Source organism: Flavobacterium chilense (assembly GCF_001602525.1).
Taxonomy (GTDB): domain Bacteria; phylum Bacteroidota; class Bacteroidia; order Flavobacteriales; family Flavobacteriaceae; genus Flavobacterium; species Flavobacterium chilense.
Map to the genome: position 1 here is coordinate 252,565 of NZ_LSYT01000006.1, position 20,891 is coordinate 273,455.

The window sequence follows — 20,891 nt, forward strand, 5'->3', positions numbered from 1 at the left end:
AATAAAATTTAGGAAATGATTTAATTAAAAACTAAACTTTTTGAAAGTGAAAAAAAGAAAATCACATACATTTGAAATTGCAATTTTCTGATCAGCATTTTTTGAGGGACTATTTTTGTCGAATCCCCAATCACAAATACCTTTGATCAAAATCCATTCTTTGGATTTATCTTGACAGCTTGATTGCAGTCCTGCGCCTTCCATCTCTCCGCCGATAGCTTCCGGAAAAATTTCTTTCAGCTTTTCTACAAACTTTTTAGAATCGGCTAAAGTCCCGCCTGATAAAATCTGTCCAAATTCCACTTCATGGGAGGAAAAGACCATCGCGGCATTATCAAAACGGTTAAGTAAGGTCGGACCTGCTGGAATTCTGTGTCCTCTTGCTATTGTAACTTCTTCGGAGATTTTCTGTGAATCATAATCCTGAAGTTCCCTAGATACCAGTATATCTCCGATTTTCTGTTTATCCTTTCGCAGACCAAACGCAATCCCGATCATAATGATGAAATCCGGGTTAAGGTGCGTTATGGAATTCATAATTGAAATTGCAGATCCACCACTCTTAGAAGATCCCATTTCTGTGAGTTTGATCATTGTTATATCGATGTTATTAATTATTCCATAGTGCCAGAAAGTCAAGGTGTCCTTTGTTGAGAATCTGGGTTCCAGACCTTCAGTTTCCATCCTTGTCTGAAATTCTGTCGTTTCAATTTTGGTTGTGGTAACGACCAAAACTTTTTTGGTTATTTGCGGCTGGCTATTAAGTTTTCCTTGATTCTTTACTTCAGGTTGGATTTTCAAAATGTGCTCATTAATATTGCTGATATAGAATTTCTTCTGCGACTGTGAGATGTTAGTTATAAGTCCTTTCTGTAATGGGAAAATTAAGTGCTCTAAGTTTTCAGATTTGATTTCTTGTTCAACATTGAAGTATTCGACACCTGTGAATTTGGTAAGAATTAGTGCCGGGATATTGAGTTTTGCCTCTTTGTAAAACTGAATTCCATTTGTTTTCTTGCAGCCTTCATCAAGCTGATAATCTAAAAGAACTCCAGTAAATTTATTAACCTGCAATTTTTCAAAGTAATCTTCAGCCTCCTCACAGACAAGTGTTTCTCCAGAAAATAATTTTCGAAAATTCTTTCTCAATAAATCATGTTCATCAATATTTCCAGGATAGATTTCAATATCATCATAATTTTCCATTAAGATATTATGCAGTACTTTGTAATCATCATAATTATCTTCAATAAGTAAAAGTTTTATCATATGTTTTTTGTATTAATTGGGATTTGAATTTCAAAATTTTCTCCGTCTAGCAATAAGATGCAGTTTTCACGATATAATATTTCGGAGATAGTGTTTATCAAGCTTATTCCTTTTTTCTCTTTACGATTATACATTGAATTTTCTAGCTGTGTTTTTGTCTTTTTGTTTTTTGATAGAAGATTATACAGGTTGTTTTTCACTGTTAGATAGGAACAGGTTTTACTGTTTTTTATGCTGATCTCTATTTTTAGTCTTCGATTGTTTTCAACATATGCATTATAGGATTTACGAATGTTGTAAAAAATTTCAAATATTAGTTCTCTATAGAAAAATTCATAAAGCTGAATTTCATAATCATCTTCGATCATAACGATAAGATCTACATTAGTGATATCTATTCTGCTATGATTGTTCAGCTCCATATTAAATATCAGCTTCGAATACAATGTTATCATTTTTTTAAACTCAACTCCATTTATTGTAGTTTCATATAAACGTAACTCATGTAATGTACGCTGAAGATTATTATCCTTAAGGAATTCAGCTATAAATTTCAGTAGTAAATGTTTATTAAGAATTAAAGTGCCTAGAACTTCAAACTTGTTCTGTAAATACTCGTCATCAATTTCTGTTACTGCTCTTTTATACTGATTTACATAGGTATCAAAGCTATGCGTTATAGCTTTATTAATAATAGTTTGGTTCTGTTGTTCAATATAGGCTCTAAGGCTGTCATTATTGAGTTGATTATTTATAAAATTTGTTAAGTCGTTTCTGAGTAGCAGCAACTGCCTTATCCTTTTGGGATCGAATCGTATAAATTTAGAATCTTCGGGCACTGTAATGTTATCATAGAAGCAAAGCACAGCAATAGGAACTGCTGCAAACTTTTTGCTTTTGTATTTTTTTATCTGCGTAATTCGCAGATAGTAATAATTCCGAAAGTTGGCATCTTCAATTTCAAACAAATTATTTACATTATCGTTGTTTAGGGTTTCATTTTCAATAAATACATATTTGCCATCAGTATTATAAGACAATTCGAAGGAAGAAAGCGATCTGTCACTTTTTTTTTCCTTTATGCCATTAAAAACATGATATAGAATACTTTTGGAATTTATATCAGATGTCTTAAGAAAGCTGCCTGAGCTAGTATAAAAATCTCCTACGATACTAACATCATCTTCTTTTGTTTTTTCTGAAGCTTTGTTTTTGTATTTTACAGCAAAAAACGCACCGCCGTTTTCAATATTCAAAATCCTACTGCAGTAGTTTAATATCGTCTCAATTTTTTGTTTTATTGTATTTGTACTGCTTCCATTATCCGATCTATCAGAAATAAGGGCAGATTTAAGTAATAGCATATTGGAAAATGATTCAAACATAGGAAGATCATTTGTGAAAGCTATTTGTTGAGGCGATTCTTTTTCAATTCTTGACAGCATTTTTGAGGTATATGCAAAGCTGTAATTTTGTGCAAAATCAAAAAGTTCTCCTTTAAAAATTGCTGTTTTGGTTATGCTCTTAAGATCATGTAGTGAAATTTTTAGATTGCTCTTTTTGAGGAATTTTTCTGAAGAGCTATTGAAAATGAATGTATTTTCAAGAACGAGCATCCTTAATAAGTTTATATACCCGGGATCATAATTGTTTTTTAGGTTTTTGCTGAATAATGCTATCTGTCTGTCGATGATAGCTTTTACATTTATGACTGTCTGTAAAGCTTTAGATTCATGGTCAATTATCAGTTCTTGCAAGAGACCAATATAATATACAATCAGCTGATGCTGATAAATGGGTTTTTGCTCGCCTTCAGAAAGTATATTTTTGGTAGCTGACTCCAATTTTTCATCAAACAATGAAGTGAGAGGGTGAGGGTCAGGAACAAGATTGTAATATTTAATTAATTTGTAGATCTTAATTCCTTCGAGAATTTTTTCAATTGCCGAAAGGATTTCAATGGAATAAATATAGTTCATCTTAAGCTTTGTACCTCTTTTGAGCAAAAACTTAAACTCATGGTATTGGCTGTAACGTGTTGGTTTTCCGTTTATCTTAGCTTGAAAAAAATCTTCAGGTATCACCTTGTCGAAGCTTAGTATATAATCTGCTAGTTTCTTAAGGTCAATCAACACCCACGAAAATGCAATCTGTCTGATATTCTTAAATTGTATAAATGGCTCGGAGCAGCAGATTTTGTAGAGACTATTTTTCAGTTCATATTTATATTCAGGATGGTCATAAAGAAAAGATTGGACCGCTTTTGATTGTTGAAGTTCTTCTATCAAATTATGCGCACTGTTTTTATCATTACTTTCAAAGATATTTGCTATAAATAGCTCCCTAACGTATTTACTAGAAGAGGAATCATAGCAGAAAATCTTATTGAATTCGTTCAATACTATAAACTGGAAGAAAGCTTTAGAAGTAGCATAACTCTCAAGGTTGTGAAATGTTTTAGATAGATCGACAGCTTTAAAGTCATTTTCTTTAATTTTAAAATGAATCCTCATTTCATCCAGTACCGATTTGTCCGAAAGGTCTTTAAATTTTTCAGTTAGTTTAATATACGGATAGGTTTTGCGATGTAAAATGGGCGCGACATTTATACTTGTAAAGCTATGAACCTTAAACTCTTCATTTTCATTGAGTTCGTAAAGCTTTTTATTGTTGTAAAAACCTGCTCGGTTAATAAGGGTGAAACAAAGATCAATTCCCAGAAGTTTTTTCTTTCCTGTAACGCTTTTTACGTAATAATTTATTTCCGAGAAAGTATTTGTGGTAAATAAAATGTCATCTACAAAAATTACATAGTCTGCAAGTTCCAGAATTCCCGAATAAAATGTCTTAAAATTATATAAATAGTCTTCTGATGGATTGTATTGTATAATTGTTGCCGTCTCGGAAAACAACATTTCATTGACCAAATTGACAAAACCTGAATTAGAACCTTTTGAGGGCGTGATCAGGACTATATTCTTTTCATTCAAAAAGTGATACTCATCTTTTTTTAAGCGAAGCCAGTTTTCGATTGAGTCTTTGTTTTTTTTGAGGAATATTCCAGCTCGTATATAATAAATAAAATTATTACCATGTTTAACAAAATGTTTTCTATATACGATAGGTTCCTTTGACGGTCCTGGTTTAAAAAGATGATAAGCGTTATCGTCCTTTTCTTTTAAAACTGCTTTTGGATAGTTAAATATTAGATTTGGCGTTACTGGATCTGTTTTGGTTTCAAACAGACATTTTTCATCTGCCTTAATCAAGGGATAACATAGTGAACATTCATTTATTTTCTGCCATTCTGTTGGTAGGCTGATGAAATATTTTTGATAGATTTTTTCTGCTGGGAAATCGAAATTTTTTATTTTTATCAGTTTTGAATCAACAGATACTTCTTCCCAACCGAATCCATGTTCGATGCTTTTCTCTGCGATAACCACGGAGTTTTCAAGATTTCTGTTTGTAATTATCAAACAGTTGATTATTGGATTGTGGAAAATAACGTCTACATTTTTAAATTGCACTTCACTAAGGATTTCCCGTACTTCATTTAGGATCTTAACTGATGTGGAGAAGGTTGTGCTGATTGGAAAAATGGATATAATGTTCTTTCCTATATTTTCTGGATTTTTAAGAAATAGGCTGTCTTTTGTAAATATTTCATGGTTGAAGCAGACTTGTTCCAAGCCTCGCAATTTAAGATAATCATTAAGCATTTTACGAACATTGCTTACAAGAAGCTCGCTATAGTTTTCGTAGCCGAGCAATGTAATTGTTTTTTCCTTTAACCCGGGTGAAGGAATTTTATTTATATCATCGATCAACTTTTCAAACTGCAGTACTACGTAGCGTGCTATTAAAAAAGCGAAACGATTGGTATAGAAGCTATTGTAGAAAAGCCTTTTAGTGTAGTAATAATCGGATATATGAAGATTAGAACCCAATTCAAAGTGTGAGTTTGTAATTTTATATCCGGTAATTTTTCGAAAGTATGCCTCTTTGTTAATTTTCATTTACTGTATCATTAATTTCGACATTCACTAAAGACCGCAAAGTTTCCTCAAACAATGTTTCTCCATTTTTGTTTCTTATTAAAAGTTCAAAATTTAGTAGTTTTTTGCTTGTTGAGAACATCTGACTGGTAATTATACTGTGATCAGCTGGACCATAAACGACTTGGTCACTAGTTAATTTGGATAGATTTTCGTGATAAACCCCAATCTCTTCATTTATTTTTCTAAAGAAAGAATATTCAGTTGAACAGAGCATGCTATTAAACCAAAAAATATCGCCATTAAAATTATCAATTGGTAGAAAGAATAAAACATACCTGTCAACCTGCCAAAAGCCGCTGCTAATATGGTTATCAAAAATTCGTAGAATGTTGATTATTTCCAGATATAAGTCAACATTAAAATTAAAAATAATAATATCTTTCTGGTAATCTGCAGCAAATTGCAGACTTGCTAGAAATCTTACCCAGTCACTGGAATTATTTAAAATTTCTCCTAATAACGATGCATCGATGAGTAAAATGTCATCCTTTAGTGCTAGTGCATTGCATTCTGATTTTAGAATTTCAATTTTTGAATATTTATCAAATCCGTCATAGATTCGATTAATGGAGAGATTTTTTAGTCTAGTACCATCTGCAAATTCGTGGAGTTCCCTATACACGGAAGACGATGATCCTGATTTGTCGTTTTCATCAGTTCCAGAGCTGGTTTCTCGTTCGAACATTTCTTTTAGAGGAATTATAAAATTATAACTTGTGCCAACTGCAAGAAAATTATGGTTGGGCTCATTAACTATACTCTGGTTATCTTTAAATAAAAAGAAACCTACCGTGTCATCGTTATCTATACTGTTTGATGCAAGGCTAACAAATGCATTTTTTTCGTAAAGTATAGTCTGTGAAAATATGAGAAGCCCTAATCTGGCTTTTGTTCTGTTTATCTGGTGCATTAATTTGATCGAATCGAAATTAAAAAGGTTGTTCAACATATAGTTGCCAATTTGATTAAGATCCTTTTTATAGGCATCAATTAGATCATCTTTAAATTCGCTATCACTACTTTGCAGATTATTTATTTCATGATCTAAAGTTGCGGAATAAGACTCTATTACGCTTTTAAGTCCAGAGTCAATAAGATTGATATCCATAAACTTATGTCTGTCCTCATATCTTTTGAGCCATTTTGGAGTAATGTTTTTTAACAAACTAATTTTTTCATGTGAATAAGATCTTGCGGTAAGCATCCCATATCCTGAATTGCGCTCGTATGCACTGTGCTCAATGATATTTTTTGCAAGTTCTTTCAAGCCATATGAAATATCTTTAACATAGTTTATGATGCGTATAAGATTATAGATATATACTTCAATGAATTTGGATTTAAGATATTTTTCAGATGTTTTATTGTTTAGATGACTTTTAGACTTCTTTATTTCATCGACTGATAAAAGACTTTCAATCTGAGTGTACATAGCGGAAATACTTGTAGGGATTTTAAATAATTCACTGTTTTGGATGATAAGTGAAAAAAAGTAGCATTCCACATCACTGAACTGAAAAACGCCATTACTTTGAAGTGTAGCTAATACTCCCTCACGGAATAATTTTGTATTTTGTTTGTCATGTTGAGTTTCAATTATAGTTTTACCAATTTGATAATCATTTTTTCTTCCTATTGTTAAATTAATGAAAAAGGGTAAGATAAATAACTCTGAAAGAGATTTGATAAGATACAGGCAACTTAACTGACGGGAAGACCAATTCTCAATTTTTCCAATCTTAAAAGAATACTGATCTTGAATGAACGAATGTACAGTTTCTTTCTGCTGTTCTATCAAGGATAGCTGTGATTTGTTTTCATCGATAAGGTTGGAAATTTCAGTACTGTAATCATTTAAAGCGGTTTTCTTTTCAAAAAGGTCAGTAAATGTTTCCTGGCAAATAAAAATAGGAGGTATATAGGATGAGGACTGTAAAATTTTCTCGCTGTTAAATACGGTACCTTTTTTAAGAATTTTAAAGATTTCTCGTTGGCAGCTAATTAATAGATGTGTACGATGTTGCGTAAGTTTGAACAAATATGCATTTGAAACTCCCGTTTCAACAAAATTTACAAAATCAATTTGTATATTCAGATTTGGAAAATCCTCTTTTATTAATACCAGATAAGATAAAAACATAAGGTCAAAATCTTCATCATCACTAAAGTTATTATTTAGAATATTGAATTTTAGTATTCTTGAAGCTACAGTAAAACCTGAACCTTTTTTGGCCTTTTCTTTTTGTAGAAGTTTATATTCCTTAACAAATTCTTCAATAAATGTCGCATCGATAGAAGCATTTACATTAATGATAATATCAGATGTAAATTTGTATTGGGAAACAAGATTTAATGACATAATAGCGATTGTGGCAAAGATTAATAATAAAAAAAATAATGGACTAACTCTGCTGTATATACAGGGAGAACAAAAGAGTATAGTAGTTTTTCTGCTAAATTTTTATTCAATGTTTAAAAATTTAATTAAAGATATATTAATTTCTAAAAATATCAATTTCCATAATACTTCTTTGTCTTTAAAATTTGTAAAGTTTTTTTTGACAGATACTTTATTTATTTTTTATTAAATATTAAAAACCTTAATTAATTGCTCAAATAATTCTTTTACGTTTACATTTCCAGCACCCATTTCTTTAAAAATTTGTTTATCTGGTAAATCTGTTTTTACAGTTTCAGCAAAATTTGCTATATCTGCTTTTACACTTATAGGAATTGTGAAATTATCTTCAGGTGTTAATAATAATAACAATCTGAATACATCCATTTTGTGCTTACGTAACTGTCTTTCATCAATCTTTTCTCCATTCTCTTTTCGGGTTTTATAATCTAGGAATGCTTTTGCTTTTAATCCTATTAAAGCCTCTGTATTGGCTAAATGGATGCCGTTATCTAATTGGCTGTGTTTGATTGTAAAATTGTAATAATCATTATCCATTAATATTGCTGAAAGGCTTGAAATTTCGGTATCTACTGGAATTGGCGTTAGATGTGCTTGTTCTTCTAAATCTAACAAATCTTGAATTCTTGAAAACAATTCAATTTGAAATGGAAATTCTTCTGCTTGAGGTTTTTGAAAACGATAGTATTTTCGGTCTTCTTCACTTTTTTCTTTTACTTCATAGTTTCCTTGTTTAATAAACTCCCAAAAGTGAGTTACAAATTCAGAATTTAAAGCTTCGATTACTAAAATGATATCGATGTCTTTTGTTGCTCTTGGTGTAAGTCCTACATTATTAATAACAATATCACAAGCGGTTCCGCCAATGATAATATAGTTGTCTGTGAATTCTTTAAAGTGTTCTCTGAAAATTTCTAAACCTCTTACCATATGTATTTTTCAATTATTTGCTCTAATGCCATATCTGTTCGTTCGTCAATAAATCCGTCTTTTAAACTTAAATATAAAGACAGTGGATCTACATTATTTTTCTTTGTTATTCCTTTTGTGATTAGTTCCGGATTGTATTTCCAAACTTCTAATGCAAAATTTCCACTTTCATTATTCAGATTAACTAACTTATTGTTTTTCTCTAACTCGTAAAATTGTTTTTTCTCTATAGCAAAATATTCTAATGCACTTGGATTCATATCCGTATATTCTTCTAGTGCAGTTGTATTAGATTTTAATAATCCTTTTGGCTTTTCATCAACATAAACAGTTTTCATAACTGGGTTAATTAATAATCGTTCACTATCCCCCCAAAGCTTTTGCAGGTCTTTTTCGAAAATAATATTCTTTTCTTTTGTTCCTTCAACTTTCACTATCGCTAATCTTCTCAGATTTTCTATTGCTTTAGTTATTCCCATTTGGGTGTATTGTAACTTTTCTGCTAGTTCTTTGAATGTATATTGGCTTAAGTTATCGTCTTTGTGTAAAATTTGATATAGTAAGATTAGCTGAGATGAAGGCAGTAACAAGAAAGATTTTTTAAACTCCTTTTCTTTCTCGTAATCTTGAATATCTATTAATAATTCTGTTAGATACATTTGCTTCCCAGGAATAATGAAACTGATTTTATGCTCTATTAGTCGTTTACGATTTAGTGCGGTTATAGTATCAGTAACTATAATTATTCTTTTTTCAAGCTTTTTTTGAATTTCTACTATTTGCTTTCTCAATTGGCTTGCATTGAGAGTATCTTCTTTATTAAGTTCCAATAAAATTAATTCGTGATGACTTAAAGTAGTGCTATAGAATTTAAAATTGCTCTTGAATATAAAAGGCAATTTATTTAATTGTTCATTTTGCAACTCCTTTATTTCGAGTTTTACGCCAAGTATTTGTTGGATATAGTCTTTTAATTTTTCCATAATAAACTAGAATAAACTAATAAAATTGATAATAAACCATTAAGGTTTATTGTGCAAATATAGGTTTATTATATTGAAAATTACTTTATTAACGAGTGATATAAACTGATTTTTGTATTAAAAAAATCAGTTTATATCAAAATAATAGCTTTATCATTAAATCCTGTATTTTCATTGTATTTAATATATCCTAGTTGATTGGTTATTAGCTTTGTATTTCCAATCTCAAAATCAGCAAGGTTGACGTGGTGGTGTCCGTAAATCCAATAATCAATATTACTATCTTCAATGAGTTTGTCTAATTCCGAAGCAAAAGCTTCGTTGATATTGCTATTGGCATATTTCTCAGGATAGTTAATAAATGTTGGCGCATGATGGGTTACAACAATTGTTTTTTTATTTGATTTTTCATTTAATGCGTTTTGTAAAAATTCTACACTTTTTTGGTGTAATAGATTGTAATCATCAACATTTAATAATCTATCAGTACAATTAATTACTTTAAAATCGGAAAGGCTTTGTTGAATTACCCAGCGCCTTGTTTCTGAAATATTTGACCAAAGGGTAGAAAAAATAATATTTACACCTAAAATTTCTTTCATACAGTTGTTTACTAAAATTATGTTCTCTCTGATTTGGATATCTAAAGAACCACTTTTTTCAGCAATGTTATAATAGTAATATTCATGATTTCCTGGTATCCAGAAAGTCATTTTGAAATTACTAGAAATATAATCGAAGAAATCTTGATGTTTATCAATTATAGCAAATGGAACTATATCTCCAGCTAAAATTAGAATATCGGCTTCTGGGTTTATAGGATTGTCAACTATGTGTTTTTTGTTCTCTGGGAACTCTAGATGAAGGTCTGAACAGTATTGGATTTTCATTTGCAAAATAGGTTTTATTTTTAATCAACAATAGTTAATTTATCAGAATCGCTTTTACAATTTAATATTGTTTTGAAATATAATACATATTGCATTGTTGTATTAGAATTAGTAAACATGGTCAATTAAATAAACTAAAAAAGGATATACATTTTTAGTATCCATTTCAATTGCGTCCGCACTGCGGACGCAATTGGAAATATATTACAAAACTTATGATATCTTTCAACTCGTTTTTTTGCTCCAAATGGATTGAAGTTCTTCAAGATTCTTCAAATTCAGAAGTCTTGTGGTAAGCGAATGTCACCTAAACTTGGATTTCAGTTTTTCCATGTCTTCCATAATATTAACATCCAAAACTTTTGCGTAATGCTGTGTCTGTTTGGTGTTCGTATGTCCCATCATCGCTGATACGTTTTCCAGCCTTACTCCATTCCCTAAAGTGACAGTGGTGGCAAAAGTATGTCTGGCAACATACCACGTAAGATGTTTATTAATGCCGCAGACATCAGCAATTTCCTTAAGATAGGCATTCATTTTCTGATTGGAAATTTTTGGAATAAGACCTTTCTGCTGGTTTTTATATTTAGAAATAATTTTATCAACAGTAGGCAGTACCGGAACATTGGCTCTAATGGCAGTTTTAGCCCTGCTGGTCATAATCCATAAATTTCCAGTAGAATCTGCGGATAAGTTTCTTTCGGTCAGTTCCAAGGCATCGACAGGGGCGTAGCCAGTATAGCAGCTAAAAAGAAATATATCCTTAACCTTTTCCAAACGCGGAGTTGAGAATATTTTATTCTCGATTGTATTCAGTTCCAGCTGGGTTAAGAAAACAGCATCTTTTACGCTTAGCCTTCCGTCATAAATGTTGAATGGGTTTTTTATGATCAAATCCATTTTAATGGCGTAATTGCAGGCAGTTTTATACATTTTCATATATTTTACCACCGAATTGTTTTTAATACCTGTCTGCTCTTTAAAACTGCTCTCATATTTAAGGTACTGTTCCAGTTTAAAGACAAACGAGCTTGATAGCTCAGATGCGTGCATATCTTCCTTTTTATAGTTACTATTGATGAAATCCAAAAGTAAATCTTTTGCTCTTTTATACTTCTGCAGTGAAGCGGGTGCGCGCTCTCCAGTATTTACTCTTTTGCAGAAGAATATGTTGTATGTATCCATAATCTCAATTATGGTCGGACCTTGAGGCTGGCCGATTTTGACTTTTCCTGTAAGTTCAGCTTTTAGCAATTCCAGATCAACGTCAGGGTCAATTCTGAAGAGTTCTGTAAACTTCTTTTCGGCGTTCAGCTGCATGAGATCAAGAGAGCTTTTGATTACCTTTTCTTTTTCTGCCTTCAGTGTATTTTTCAGATGGTTTGTCTGAATCCATCTTTCTTTCGAGATGAATTTTCCCGAGGCGATTGTAATTCTTTTGTTTTTATAGGAAAGTCTTAGAATAATAGAGGATTCTCCGTCTCGGTTAACCCTCTCGGATTTTAGCAAGAAAATTGTTTTTAACATGTTATCTAGTTTTAAAATTAATAATCAAATTGAATTAAAAATTTTAAGAGAGCCCATTGATACCAGGGAATTCCCGGGGAATTCTTTTTATTTTGGTCACCAATTTTGTAAAAAGTGACCCAAAAAAAAAGTGGGTACTCATTGGGTGACTACTTTTTGATAAAACATGTGCTTTTTGAAAAGTGTGTAAAAACGAAAAAGCCTTTAAACACTAGTGTTTAAAGGCTTTTGACTTTTAAAGTTTCTTTTGAAACTTCTACTGGCGGAGAAAGAGGGATTCGAACCCCCGGACCTGTTACAGTCAACAGTTTTCAAGACTGCCGCATTCGACCGCTCTGCCATTTCTCCAGTATGTCGCGATCATTTTGTGATTGCGAGTGCAAATATAGTGCGTTTTTTCGATTGTGAAAACTTTTTTTGCGCTTTTTTTAAGTTATTTTTCAAGTGTCTAATTATCAGTATTTCCGAAAAGAGGTTTTTGAAGAAATTATTCTAAATCGTCTAAAATAGGCACTGGTTTTTTGTTTTCATCAACAGCGACAAATGAAAAAGTTCCTGAAACAACAGTTTCGCGAAGTTCTGAATACATTTGTTCCATGAAAATATCAACGTGAATTTTACAACTCGTTCTTCCCACACTGATTACTTTTGCAACCAATTCGATTAAAGTTCCGGCTGGAATTGCTTTTTTGAAATCAATTTGACCAGTTGAGATCGTAACAACTTTCTTTCTACTGAATCGTGTAGCGCAAATAAAAGCGACTTCGTCCATAAGATGAAGTGCAGTTCCTCCAAATAAAGTGTCGTAATGATTTGTTGTACTCGGAAAAACAGCTTTAAAAATACGTGTCTCAGATTTTACAATTCTTTCTTCTATTGTTCCCATAATTTAATAGCTAACGTATTCAGTAATTTCTAATCCGTATCCAATCATACCAACACGTTTTGTTTGTTCTGTATTTGATACTAATCTAATTTTGGAGATATCCAGATCGTGTAAAATTTGAGCTCCAATTCCGTAATCTTTACTGTCAATAATTATTTTAGGTGCTTTTAAAGTTCCTTGCGACTGTAATGCTTTAAGTTCAGAAATTCTGTTTAATAAATTAACAGCTGTCATATCCTGATTGATAAAAATAACAGCGCCTTTACCGTTCTCGTTAATCACCTTAAACATATCGTCTAACTGTTGTTCGGCATTATTGGTTAAAGTGCCCAATAGGTCATTATTTACCTGTGAAGAGTGAATTCTCGTTAAGATTGGTTCTCCCAGATTCCATGTTCCTTTTGTTAAAGCAATATGTATTTGTTTATTTGTAGTTTGCTCGTAAGCTCTTAATCTAAAAGTACCAAAACGGGTTTCGATATCAAAATCTTCTTTTTTAACAATCAGGCTATCGTGCTGCATTCTGTAGGCAACCAAATCTTCAATCGAAACTAATTTTAAATTGAATTTCTTTGCCACTTTTACCAATTCAGGCAAACGTGACATTGTTCCGTCTTCGTTTAAAATTTCGCAAATCACACCAGCCGATTTAAATCCCGCCAATCTTGCAAAATCAATAGCAGCTTCTGTATGCCCGGTTCTTCTTAAAACACCACCTTGTTTAGCAATTAGAGGAAAAATGTGACCAGGACGTGCTAAATCATGTGGTTTTGTATTTGGGTCAACTAATGATTGTACCGTTTTAGATCTGTCAGCAGCTGAGATTCCTGTAGTAACTCCATTTCCTTTCAAATCTACAGAAACAGTAAAAGCAGTTTCCATATGATCTGTATTATTGGTAACCATGGCACGTAAATCAAGTTCTTTACAGCGGCTTTCTGTAAGTGGCGTACAGATTAATCCACGACCGTGAGTAGCCATAAAATTGATCATTTCCGGAGTAACTTTTTCGGCTGCAGCCAAAAAATCACCTTCGTTTTCACGATCTTCATCATCGACTACAATGATTACTTTACCTTGACGAATATCTTCTATAGCTTCTTCAATGGTATTCAGTTGTATTTTTGTTGTTGACATAATTATTGTTTGTTTTGAGCAGGAAAGAACCGCTCAGCAATTTTTTGAAATAGTTGTGATATGGGAGTTGTTATGGCATCAAAGTTTATTAATCCGTTATCGTTGGTAGCACGATAGGTTAATAGTACAGCCAATGGGGATAATATAAAAGAAGACATCCACGATCCCATAAACGGAGACATACCACCTTCTTGCGAAAGCCTTTTTCCAAAAGTATTGATAAAATGGAATGTAATAAAAATTAAAACGGCAAAAACAATAGGTAAGCCAAGTCCTCCTTTTCTAATAATAGCTCCTAATGGCGCTCCAATAAAAAACATTAAAAAGCAGGCAAAAGCAATTACGAATTTCTCGTATAAAGCAGTTAAATGTTTATTGATTTCACGTTGCTTGTCTTTTAAGTCTTTTTGAGTTGTTTCTATAGAATAGATGTTGCTGGTTACATTGCTGCTGGCCATTTTTAAAACATCTGATTTCTGTTTGTTAGTAGTATACAAAGACAAAAGATCATTAGGTAAAGGTTTTTTCTTTTTGTCTGTTTTTATTGGTATAGATGGTTTTTTGATACCTACACGCTGATTTATATTTTCTGAAAAAGAGATAATTTCGTTGTTCAGATTTTTATTTAAAGAATCTAATGTATAACGAAGTTCGTTCACATTAAGCATTGTATTGGTGCCGTTAATATTTTCTTTGTCTTCGTCAACTTTATTTAACTCAGACAAATCAATATTAATGATTTGCTTTTTGAATTCTCCCTTTATAAAAGGTAGTTTCGCACGATCTTCATATTTTTTTGGAGTAACATCCTGATAGTAATAACCATCATTCAAGACCAGTTTTAAAATGCTGGATTTTTCGTTACTCATTAATTTACCGGTTTTTGCCTTAATTACTGTTTTGTTTTCGCCAATATTATTAGGCTTTTCGTGAATTGTAACTCCGGTTAAATTGTTTCCGTTTTCACCTGATTTTTTATTGACTTTAATATTGTAAAAACCAACATCATTAAACTGACCTTCGGCAATTGCCATTGCAGGTTTTGCCTGTGCGATGTTTTTTCTGAAATTAATAAATTTATATTCAGCATACGGAATCACATTATTGGCAAACCAAAAGGCTACAATACTTAAAAAGAAAATAAAAATTACAAGACCACGCATTGCTCTTTGTAATGATATTCCGGATGATTTCATAGCGGCGAATTCGTAATTCTCAGCTAAATTTCCGAAAGTCATAATAGATGCTAATAAAACCGATAGTGGTAAAACTAAAGGGATTATTCGCGGCATTGAGAATAAAAGAAATTTTATAACCAACATCAGATCCAGATCTTTACCTGCAAGTTCAGAGATAAAGAGCCAGACAGTTTGTAGTATGAATATAAAAAAAAGGATTACGAATACCGTAGTAAACGTAATCAGAAATGTTTTTAGTAAGTATTTGTCTAAAATTTTCAACCTCGTAATTAATCTAATTTATTGATGTAGTATTTTGGATATTTGCTCGCTACAAAGGTAAATTGATTTTTTGATAAAGGCTGATTGGTTTTAAAAGAATTAACGGTTAAAGTAGTTTTTGTTCCGTTTTTTCCTGTTTCAATCAAATTGTAGATGTGTTTTGTCTGAACGTCAATGCCTAAAAGAATTTCTTTTCTTTGATCTTTAGCACTTGTTGGAGCTAATTTGATGTATTGAATTTTTCTTCCTTTAACATTTTGAACAATATCCATATTGTATTTGTAGCCGGAATTAAAGAATGTAAGCATTTTTGAAGGTGTAATAGCATTGTCATCCTTTTCGTTTACTTTAGAAACAGTAACTTCTTCGTCTTCCGGGTTAATTGTGTATGTTTTTTGTCCGTCGAATATTTTAGTAACACCCATAAAGTTCAATACATATTGATTTCCTTTCATGGTTACATTTCCTTTACTGTCCTGATTAATATTTTCTTTTGCGTTGTTCAGAGAATATTTAAAATCAATAACAATATTATCGTAGCTTTTTATTTTAGTAGTTACTTCGTTCAATAAATCTTTGGCTTTTTTATCCTGAGCCTGAATAGAAGTGAAGCTCAAAAGCAATACGATTGCCATTTGAAAGCACTTTTTAGTCATCTTAGTAATAGAATTGTTTTGGATTTCCTGAATTTTTTTCATGATGGGATTAATTTTGTTCATTATTAAAAAATTGATCAAGAGCACTTAAATCGGTGATGTTCACACTTCTTGCTTTACTGCCTTCAAACGGACCAACAATTCCGGCTGCTTCCAGCTGATCGATTAAACGACCGGCTCTGTTGTAGCCTAATTTTAGTTTTCTTTGCAATAACGAAGCAGAACCTTGTTGTGCGTTGACAATAATCTCAGCAGCTTCTCTAAATAAGGTGTCTCTTTCGGAAATATCCACATCAAGATTAATGCCAGTTTCCTCTCCAACAAACTCCGGAAGCAAATAAGCAGTAGAATATGCTTTTTGTGAACCAATAAAATCGGTAATCTTTTCAACTTCTGGTGTGTCGATAAAAGCACACTGAACACGAGTTACATCATTTCCATTTGTGTATAATAAATCTCCTCGTCCAATTAACTGATCTGCACCTTGTGTATCCAGAATAGTTCTTGAGTCAATTTTTGAAGTTACTCTAAAAGCAATTCTGGCAGGGAAATTGGCTTTGATTAAACCTGTAATAACGTTCACCGATGGTCTTTGTGTTGCAATAATTAAGTGAATACCAATCGCACGGGCTAACTGTGCCAGACGCGCAATAGGAATTTCGACCTCTTTTCCTGCGGTCATAATTAAATCTGCAAACTCATCGACTACCAAAACAATGTAAGGTAAAAAACGATGTCCGGCTTCAGGGTTTAATTTTCGGGATTTAAATTTCTCGTTATATTCTTTAATATTACGAACCATCGCATCTTTCAATAAAGAATAACGATTGTCCATTTCGGTACAAAGTGAATTTAAAGTATTCACAACTTTTGCATTATCTGTAATAATAGCATCTTCTGTATCCGGAAGTTTGGCTAAATAATGTCTTTCAATTTTATTAAAAAGAGTAAGCTCTACTTTTTTCGGGTCAACCAAAACAAATTTTACTTCTGCTGGATGTTTTTTGTATAAAAGTGAAGTCAGGACAGCATTTAATCCAACAGATTTTCCTTGTCCGGTAGCACCTGCCATTAGCAAGTGAGGCATTTTGGCAAGATCGACCACAAATGTTTCGTTCGAAATAGTTTTTCCTAAAGCAATTGGCAATTCCATTTCAGCTTCCTGAAATTTAGCTGATCCAATAACGCTTTTCATGGAAACCATAGTTGGGTTTTTGTTCGGAACCTCGATACCAATAGTTCCTTTTCCCGGAATTGGCGCAATAATACGAATTCCCAGTGCCGAAAGTGATAACGCAATGTCATCTTCTAAACTCTTAATTTTAGAAATTCTGATTCCTGCTTCAGGTACAATTTCGTATAAGGTTACCGATGGACCAACGGTTGCTTTAATCTGTGCAATTTCGATTTTATAGTTACGAAGTGTATCTACAATTTTGTTTTTGTTTTCTTCTAACTCTTCCTGATTGATCGTGATTCCTCCGGTCGAATATTCTTTTAATAAATCGATGGTTGGAAATTTATAATTGGATAAATCCAATGTAGGATCAAATAGTCCGAAATCCGCAACAAGGCGTGAAGCCAGATTTTCTTCGATAATATCTTCTTCTTCTGCTTTTTCGATAACAAATTCTTCTGTATGGTGTACAGGAGGAGTTATCGTTACCGGATTAATATCCATTTGAAGTGGTTTTAAAACCGGATTTAAATCAATTTCTGATGCATGATTGATTGTTGGTTTTAAAGCTTCTTTGTTGATCTCGAATTGGCTAACATCGGTTTTTAAGTGAATGTTGTCTAATTCCGGATCTTCTTCGATGGCAAATTCTTCTAAGTTATAAGCGCTTTCTGCCTGTTGTTGTGGTTTTAAAGTACCTAATTCTGATTTGAACTCTTTTTTGGTTGAATCAAAATAAGACTGGATTTTCTCAGGAGATAATTTGATTTTAAAAATCAAATAAATAATCACTCCGAAAAGTAAGGTAAGCAAAGTACCTGTTTTTCCGATATAATCCTGTAGAAATAAATTTAATTCATATCCGATTGTTCCGCCTAGTTCAGGAGCTGAAGTGGCAAAAAATCCAAATAAAACAGAAACAATAATAATGGCAAATAGGTCCCAAAACCAAATACTTTTGAGTTTTTTAGTAGACATTTCTAAAGCCAGAAACAGTCCGGTTAAGAAAAATAAACGGATTAATATAAATGAAGCAAGACCAAAACCTCTGTAAACAATAAGATCTGCGAGGTAAGCTCCAAATTTTCCGAGCCAGTTTTCAACTATTTCTGTACGATCGCCCAGTTGGCTTACAGCACTTTGATCTGTTTGCCATTGTCCGTTTACATAAAAAGAAATAAATGCAACTAACAATGCAACGGAAAAGAGTACCAAAAGGCAGCCCAAAACAAAACGTTGTTGCTTATTGGGTTGCCAGGATATTATATTCCTGGGTTTTGATTCGTTTTTTTTATCTACAGTTTCTTTTTTTGTTTTTGCCATTCTTGCGTTCCTTGCCTAGATGAATTTTGGAATATAAATTATTAAGCCGATTGCTATTGCTGTCATTGCAGCAAAAAATACTGCTCCTGCAGCAATATCTTTAATAAATCCGATACGTTTGCTGTAGTCAGGATGAATAAAATCAGCAATTTTTTCAACGGCTGTATTAAGTCCTTCAACAGCTAAAACCAAACCAATTGCTAAGGTTTGGCAAAGCCACTCGGTTTGTGTAATGTGAAAATAGAACCCGGCAATTGTCATGATAATTCCCAATGAGAATTGCACCATGATGCTGTGTTCTGTTCGAATAAGTTTTACAGCTCCATTAAAAGCATATGTCATGCTTTTTAAACGACCTGTAACAAAAGTATTGTCTTTTTGAAATTCCATTTATAGGTATTATAGTGCTGCTAAAGCTGCTTCGTAATTTGGTTCGTTTGCAATTTCTGCAACTTGTTCAGTGTGTGTGATTTTTCCGTTTTCGTCAACAACAATAATAGCTCTTGAGTGTAAACCTGCTAAAGGTCCGTCAACGATTTCTAAGCCATTTGTTTTACCAAAAGATCCTTCCTGAAAATCAGATAAGTTTACTACATTTTCTAAGCCTTCAGCTCCACAAAAACGTTTTTGAGCAAATGGTAAGTCTCTTGAAATACACAATACAGTTGTGTTTTCTAAATTGCTGGCACTTTCGTTGAATTTTCTAACAGAAGTAGCGCAAGTTCCTGTGTCGATACTTGGGAAAATATTTAAAACTAATTTTTTTCCGGCGAAGTTACTTAATGAAGCAACTGATAAATCGTTTTGTACTAATTTGAAATCAGCTAGTTGTGATCCAACTGTTGGTAACTCTCCTGATGTATGAACTGGATTTCCTCCTAATGTTATTGAAGCCATGATGTTTGTTTAAATTAATGAGGCTCAAAAGTAAGGATTAATATTTGAATCTAAAAGTATTTGTTATGGGTTTAAGTAGAGATTAAGGATGGTTTTTGGATAGCCACGAATTCACGAATTTGCAATTTATTTCTAATAATAACTTTTGTTTTGGCAGAATATTGTTCTTAATAGTTTTACTCTCAATTTTATCATTCCGGGGAACAGGAATCTCCGTTAGAGACTCGACAAAGATTGACAAAAAAGATTGTGAAGATTCCTGTTCCCCGGGATGACAGGATTGCGTGGAATAAGCTAATAAAAATATTTACTGCGACTAAAAACCGAAAACATCTATTGAAACCGATTGCCCGCGAGAGGGATGGGAGCTGGCTACCGAAGTAGCACGGACAGCCCGACAGCATTAGAGAAAGGGGCGAATACAGACAAAGTTGGTTAGCCCCTTTTTCTAATGGTGGCTCGCCCTGATGATTTTAGATTTATCGTAGTTGTTGATAAAAGAAAGAACAGATAAAATTAGAAACTAAAAAAAAACGCTCCCTTGGAATGAAAGCGTTTTTTGAGTCATGTTTTTTTGTTTTTCTTAGGAAAAGAGGCCGATTATTTATCGATTGAACCTAAAACACGTTTCATAAACGCGTTTAAAGCTTCTTTTTTATCTGTGCCCTGAACGACCATTTTATGAACTTCAAGTGCACCGTACATATTAGATATTAATTCGCCAATTACATCTAATTCTTCGTCTTTTAAAGACGGAATCTCAGTCATTGCTTCCAGAACTTCGATCGTTTCAATGATATAATCCTGATCGTTTTCTTCGATGAATTGGGTTAATTGCTTTATTACAGGTAATTTCATTTTTTTTGATTTTTAGATTGTTGGATGATTGGATTTTTAGATAAAGATTCGAAAAATCTAACAGTCTAAAAATCTAAAATCTGTTTATGCGATAGCGTTTACCAGATCAATTAAAACTTCTTGTTTGTTGGTTTGTGTTTCACCAACTAATTGCCCGTTTACGAAAGTTGCAAATGTTGGCAGGTTGCTCACATTAGCTAATTTTCTTGATTCAGGAGAATTTTCTGCATCAACCAAAACAAAAGTGATAGCTTCATTTTCTGTTGCTAGTTTTTTGAATTTTGGTTTCATAATACGGCAATTTCCACACCATGAAGCTGAATATTGTACTACTACTTTTTCGTTTTTAGCAACTAAATCTGCTAACGTATCTTCGTTTAAGTCGATTAACATTTGTTTATTTTTTAAGGTTCAAAGT

The 20,891-nt window shown here is 32.4% G+C and carries 16 protein-coding genes and 1 tRNA gene; all 17 read right to left on the bottom strand.

Annotated elements, in window-relative coordinates; translation table 11 throughout:
* Positions 1 to 24: 24 nt before the first annotated feature.
* Positions 25 to 1,269: a 5'-methylthioadenosine/S-adenosylhomocysteine nucleosidase family protein gene (locus A4F88_RS14985; protein ID WP_068843458.1), complete on the bottom strand. Its 1,245-nt coding sequence runs from the start codon at positions 1,267 to 1,269 to the stop codon at positions 25 to 27.
* On the bottom strand, positions 1,266 to 5,288 hold the full coding sequence (locus A4F88_RS14990) for a hypothetical protein (RefSeq protein WP_068843459.1): 4,023 nt from the start codon (positions 5,286 to 5,288) through the stop codon (positions 1,266 to 1,268). Before A4F88_RS14990 ends, A4F88_RS14985 begins: the two co-directional genes overlap by 4 nt.
* Positions 5,278 to 7,689, bottom strand: a complete 2,412-nt coding sequence (locus tag A4F88_RS14995; RefSeq protein WP_068843460.1) for a hypothetical protein — start codon at positions 7,687 to 7,689, stop codon at positions 5,278 to 5,280. Before A4F88_RS14995 ends, A4F88_RS14990 begins: the two co-directional genes overlap by 11 nt.
* Before the next feature lie 225 nt (positions 7,690 to 7,914).
* On the bottom strand, positions 7,915 to 8,679 hold the full coding sequence (locus A4F88_RS15005; RefSeq protein ID WP_068843462.1) for a hypothetical protein: 765 nt from the start codon (positions 8,677 to 8,679) through the stop codon (positions 7,915 to 7,917).
* Positions 8,673 to 9,662, bottom strand: a complete 990-nt coding sequence (locus A4F88_RS15010) for a MarR family transcriptional regulator (RefSeq protein WP_068843463.1) — start codon at positions 9,660 to 9,662, stop codon at positions 8,673 to 8,675. Before A4F88_RS15010 ends, A4F88_RS15005 begins: the two co-directional genes overlap by 7 nt.
* 131 nt (positions 9,663 to 9,793) lie before the next feature.
* Entirely contained in the window at positions 9,794 to 10,552 is a 759-nt protein-coding gene (locus A4F88_RS15015) for a metallophosphoesterase (RefSeq protein ID WP_068843464.1), read from the bottom strand.
* 303 nt (positions 10,553 to 10,855) lie between these two features.
* Complete coding sequence (locus tag A4F88_RS15020; RefSeq protein WP_068843465.1) at positions 10,856 to 12,079, bottom strand: site-specific integrase; 1,224 nt, start codon at positions 12,077 to 12,079, stop codon at positions 10,856 to 10,858.
* A 260-nt stretch (positions 12,080 to 12,339) separates the two neighbouring features.
* A tRNA-Ser gene (locus A4F88_RS15025) sits at positions 12,340 to 12,427 on the bottom strand.
* 139 nt (positions 12,428 to 12,566) lie between these two features.
* Entirely contained in the window at positions 12,567 to 12,965 is a 399-nt protein-coding gene (locus tag A4F88_RS15030) for an acyl-CoA thioesterase (RefSeq protein ID WP_068843466.1), read from the bottom strand.
* Between the two features lie 3 nt (positions 12,966 to 12,968).
* A complete protein-coding gene (gene ribB / locus A4F88_RS15035) occupies positions 12,969 to 14,102 on the bottom strand; it encodes a 3,4-dihydroxy-2-butanone-4-phosphate synthase (protein ID WP_068843467.1) in 1,134 nt (377 codons plus the stop codon).
* Positions 14,103 to 14,104: 2 nt separating this feature from the next.
* Positions 14,105 to 15,562 carry an LptF/LptG family permease gene (locus A4F88_RS15040; protein WP_068843468.1) on the bottom strand — a complete coding sequence of 486 codons (1,458 nt, stop codon included), beginning with the start codon at positions 15,560 to 15,562 and terminating at the stop codon, positions 14,105 to 14,107.
* Positions 15,563 to 15,570: 8 nt separating this feature from the next.
* Positions 15,571 to 16,197 (bottom strand): outer membrane lipoprotein periplasmic chaperone LolA1, encoded by a 627-nt coding sequence (lolA1, locus tag A4F88_RS15045; RefSeq protein WP_483413842.1) that lies wholly within the window; start codon positions 16,195 to 16,197, stop codon positions 15,571 to 15,573.
* A 70-nt stretch (positions 16,198 to 16,267) separates the two neighbouring features.
* The gene (locus A4F88_RS15050) at positions 16,268 to 18,718 is read right to left on the bottom strand and encodes a DNA translocase FtsK (RefSeq protein ID WP_068843469.1); all 2,451 of its coding nucleotides are present in this window, start codon (positions 18,716 to 18,718) and stop codon (positions 16,268 to 16,270) included.
* Between the two features lie 15 nt (positions 18,719 to 18,733).
* The gene (locus A4F88_RS15055) at positions 18,734 to 19,108 is read right to left on the bottom strand and encodes a diacylglycerol kinase (protein ID WP_068843470.1); all 375 of its coding nucleotides are present in this window, start codon (positions 19,106 to 19,108) and stop codon (positions 18,734 to 18,736) included.
* Between the two features lie 9 nt (positions 19,109 to 19,117).
* The gene (gene tpx, locus A4F88_RS15060; RefSeq protein ID WP_068843471.1) at positions 19,118 to 19,615 is read right to left on the bottom strand and encodes a thiol peroxidase; all 498 of its coding nucleotides are present in this window, start codon (positions 19,613 to 19,615) and stop codon (positions 19,118 to 19,120) included.
* Between the two features lie 600 nt (positions 19,616 to 20,215).
* Positions 20,216 to 20,473 carry a DUF6952 family protein gene (locus A4F88_RS15065; protein ID WP_017495510.1) on the bottom strand — a complete coding sequence of 86 codons (258 nt, stop codon included), beginning with the start codon at positions 20,471 to 20,473 and terminating at the stop codon, positions 20,216 to 20,218.
* A gap of 84 nt (positions 20,474 to 20,557) precedes the next feature.
* A complete protein-coding gene (locus A4F88_RS15070; protein WP_007805605.1) occupies positions 20,558 to 20,866 on the bottom strand; it encodes a thioredoxin family protein in 309 nt (102 codons plus the stop codon).
* Positions 20,867 to 20,891 lie beyond the last annotated feature (25 nt).

What these genes read in the sequence shown, in the direction of transcription:
- A4F88_RS14985 (WP_068843458.1), bottom strand. Translation starts at nt 1,269, where the DNA reads ATGATAAAACTTTTACTTATTGAAGATAATTATGATGATTACAAAGTA.
- A4F88_RS14990 (WP_068843459.1), bottom strand. Translation starts at nt 5,288, where the DNA reads ATGAAAATTAACAAAGAGGCATACTTTCGAAAAATTACCGGATATAAA.
- A4F88_RS14995 (WP_068843460.1), bottom strand. Translation starts at nt 7,689, where the DNA reads ATGTCATTAAATCTTGTTTCCCAATACAAATTTACATCTGATATTATC.
- A4F88_RS15005 (WP_068843462.1), bottom strand. Translation starts at nt 8,679, where the DNA reads ATGGTAAGAGGTTTAGAAATTTTCAGAGAACACTTTAAAGAATTCACA.
- A4F88_RS15010 (WP_068843463.1), bottom strand. Translation starts at nt 9,662, where the DNA reads ATGGAAAAATTAAAAGACTATATCCAACAAATACTTGGCGTAAAACTC.
- A4F88_RS15015 (WP_068843464.1), bottom strand. Translation starts at nt 10,552, where the DNA reads ATGAAAATCCAATACTGTTCAGACCTTCATCTAGAGTTCCCAGAGAAC.
- A4F88_RS15020 (WP_068843465.1), bottom strand. Translation starts at nt 12,079, where the DNA reads ATGTTAAAAACAATTTTCTTGCTAAAATCCGAGAGGGTTAACCGAGAC.
- A4F88_RS15030 (WP_068843466.1), bottom strand. Translation starts at nt 12,965, where the DNA reads ATGGGAACAATAGAAGAAAGAATTGTAAAATCTGAGACACGTATTTTT.
- ribB (WP_068843467.1), bottom strand. Translation starts at nt 14,102, where the DNA reads ATGTCAACAACAAAAATACAACTGAATACCATTGAAGAAGCTATAGAA.
- lolA1 (WP_483413842.1), bottom strand. Translation starts at nt 16,197, where the DNA reads ATGGCAATCGTATTGCTTTTGAGCTTCACTTCTATTCAGGCTCAGGAT.
- A4F88_RS15050 (WP_068843469.1), bottom strand. Translation starts at nt 18,718, where the DNA reads ATGGCAAAAACAAAAAAAGAAACTGTAGATAAAAAAAACGAATCAAAA.
- A4F88_RS15055 (WP_068843470.1), bottom strand. Translation starts at nt 19,108, where the DNA reads ATGGAATTTCAAAAAGACAATACTTTTGTTACAGGTCGTTTAAAAAGC.
- tpx (WP_068843471.1), bottom strand. Translation starts at nt 19,615, where the DNA reads ATGGCTTCAATAACATTAGGAGGAAATCCAGTTCATACATCAGGAGAG.
- A4F88_RS15065 (WP_017495510.1), bottom strand. Translation starts at nt 20,473, where the DNA reads ATGAAATTACCTGTAATAAAGCAATTAACCCAATTCATCGAAGAAAAC.
- A4F88_RS15070 (WP_007805605.1), bottom strand. Translation starts at nt 20,866, where the DNA reads ATGTTAATCGACTTAAACGAAGATACGTTAGCAGATTTAGTTGCTAAA.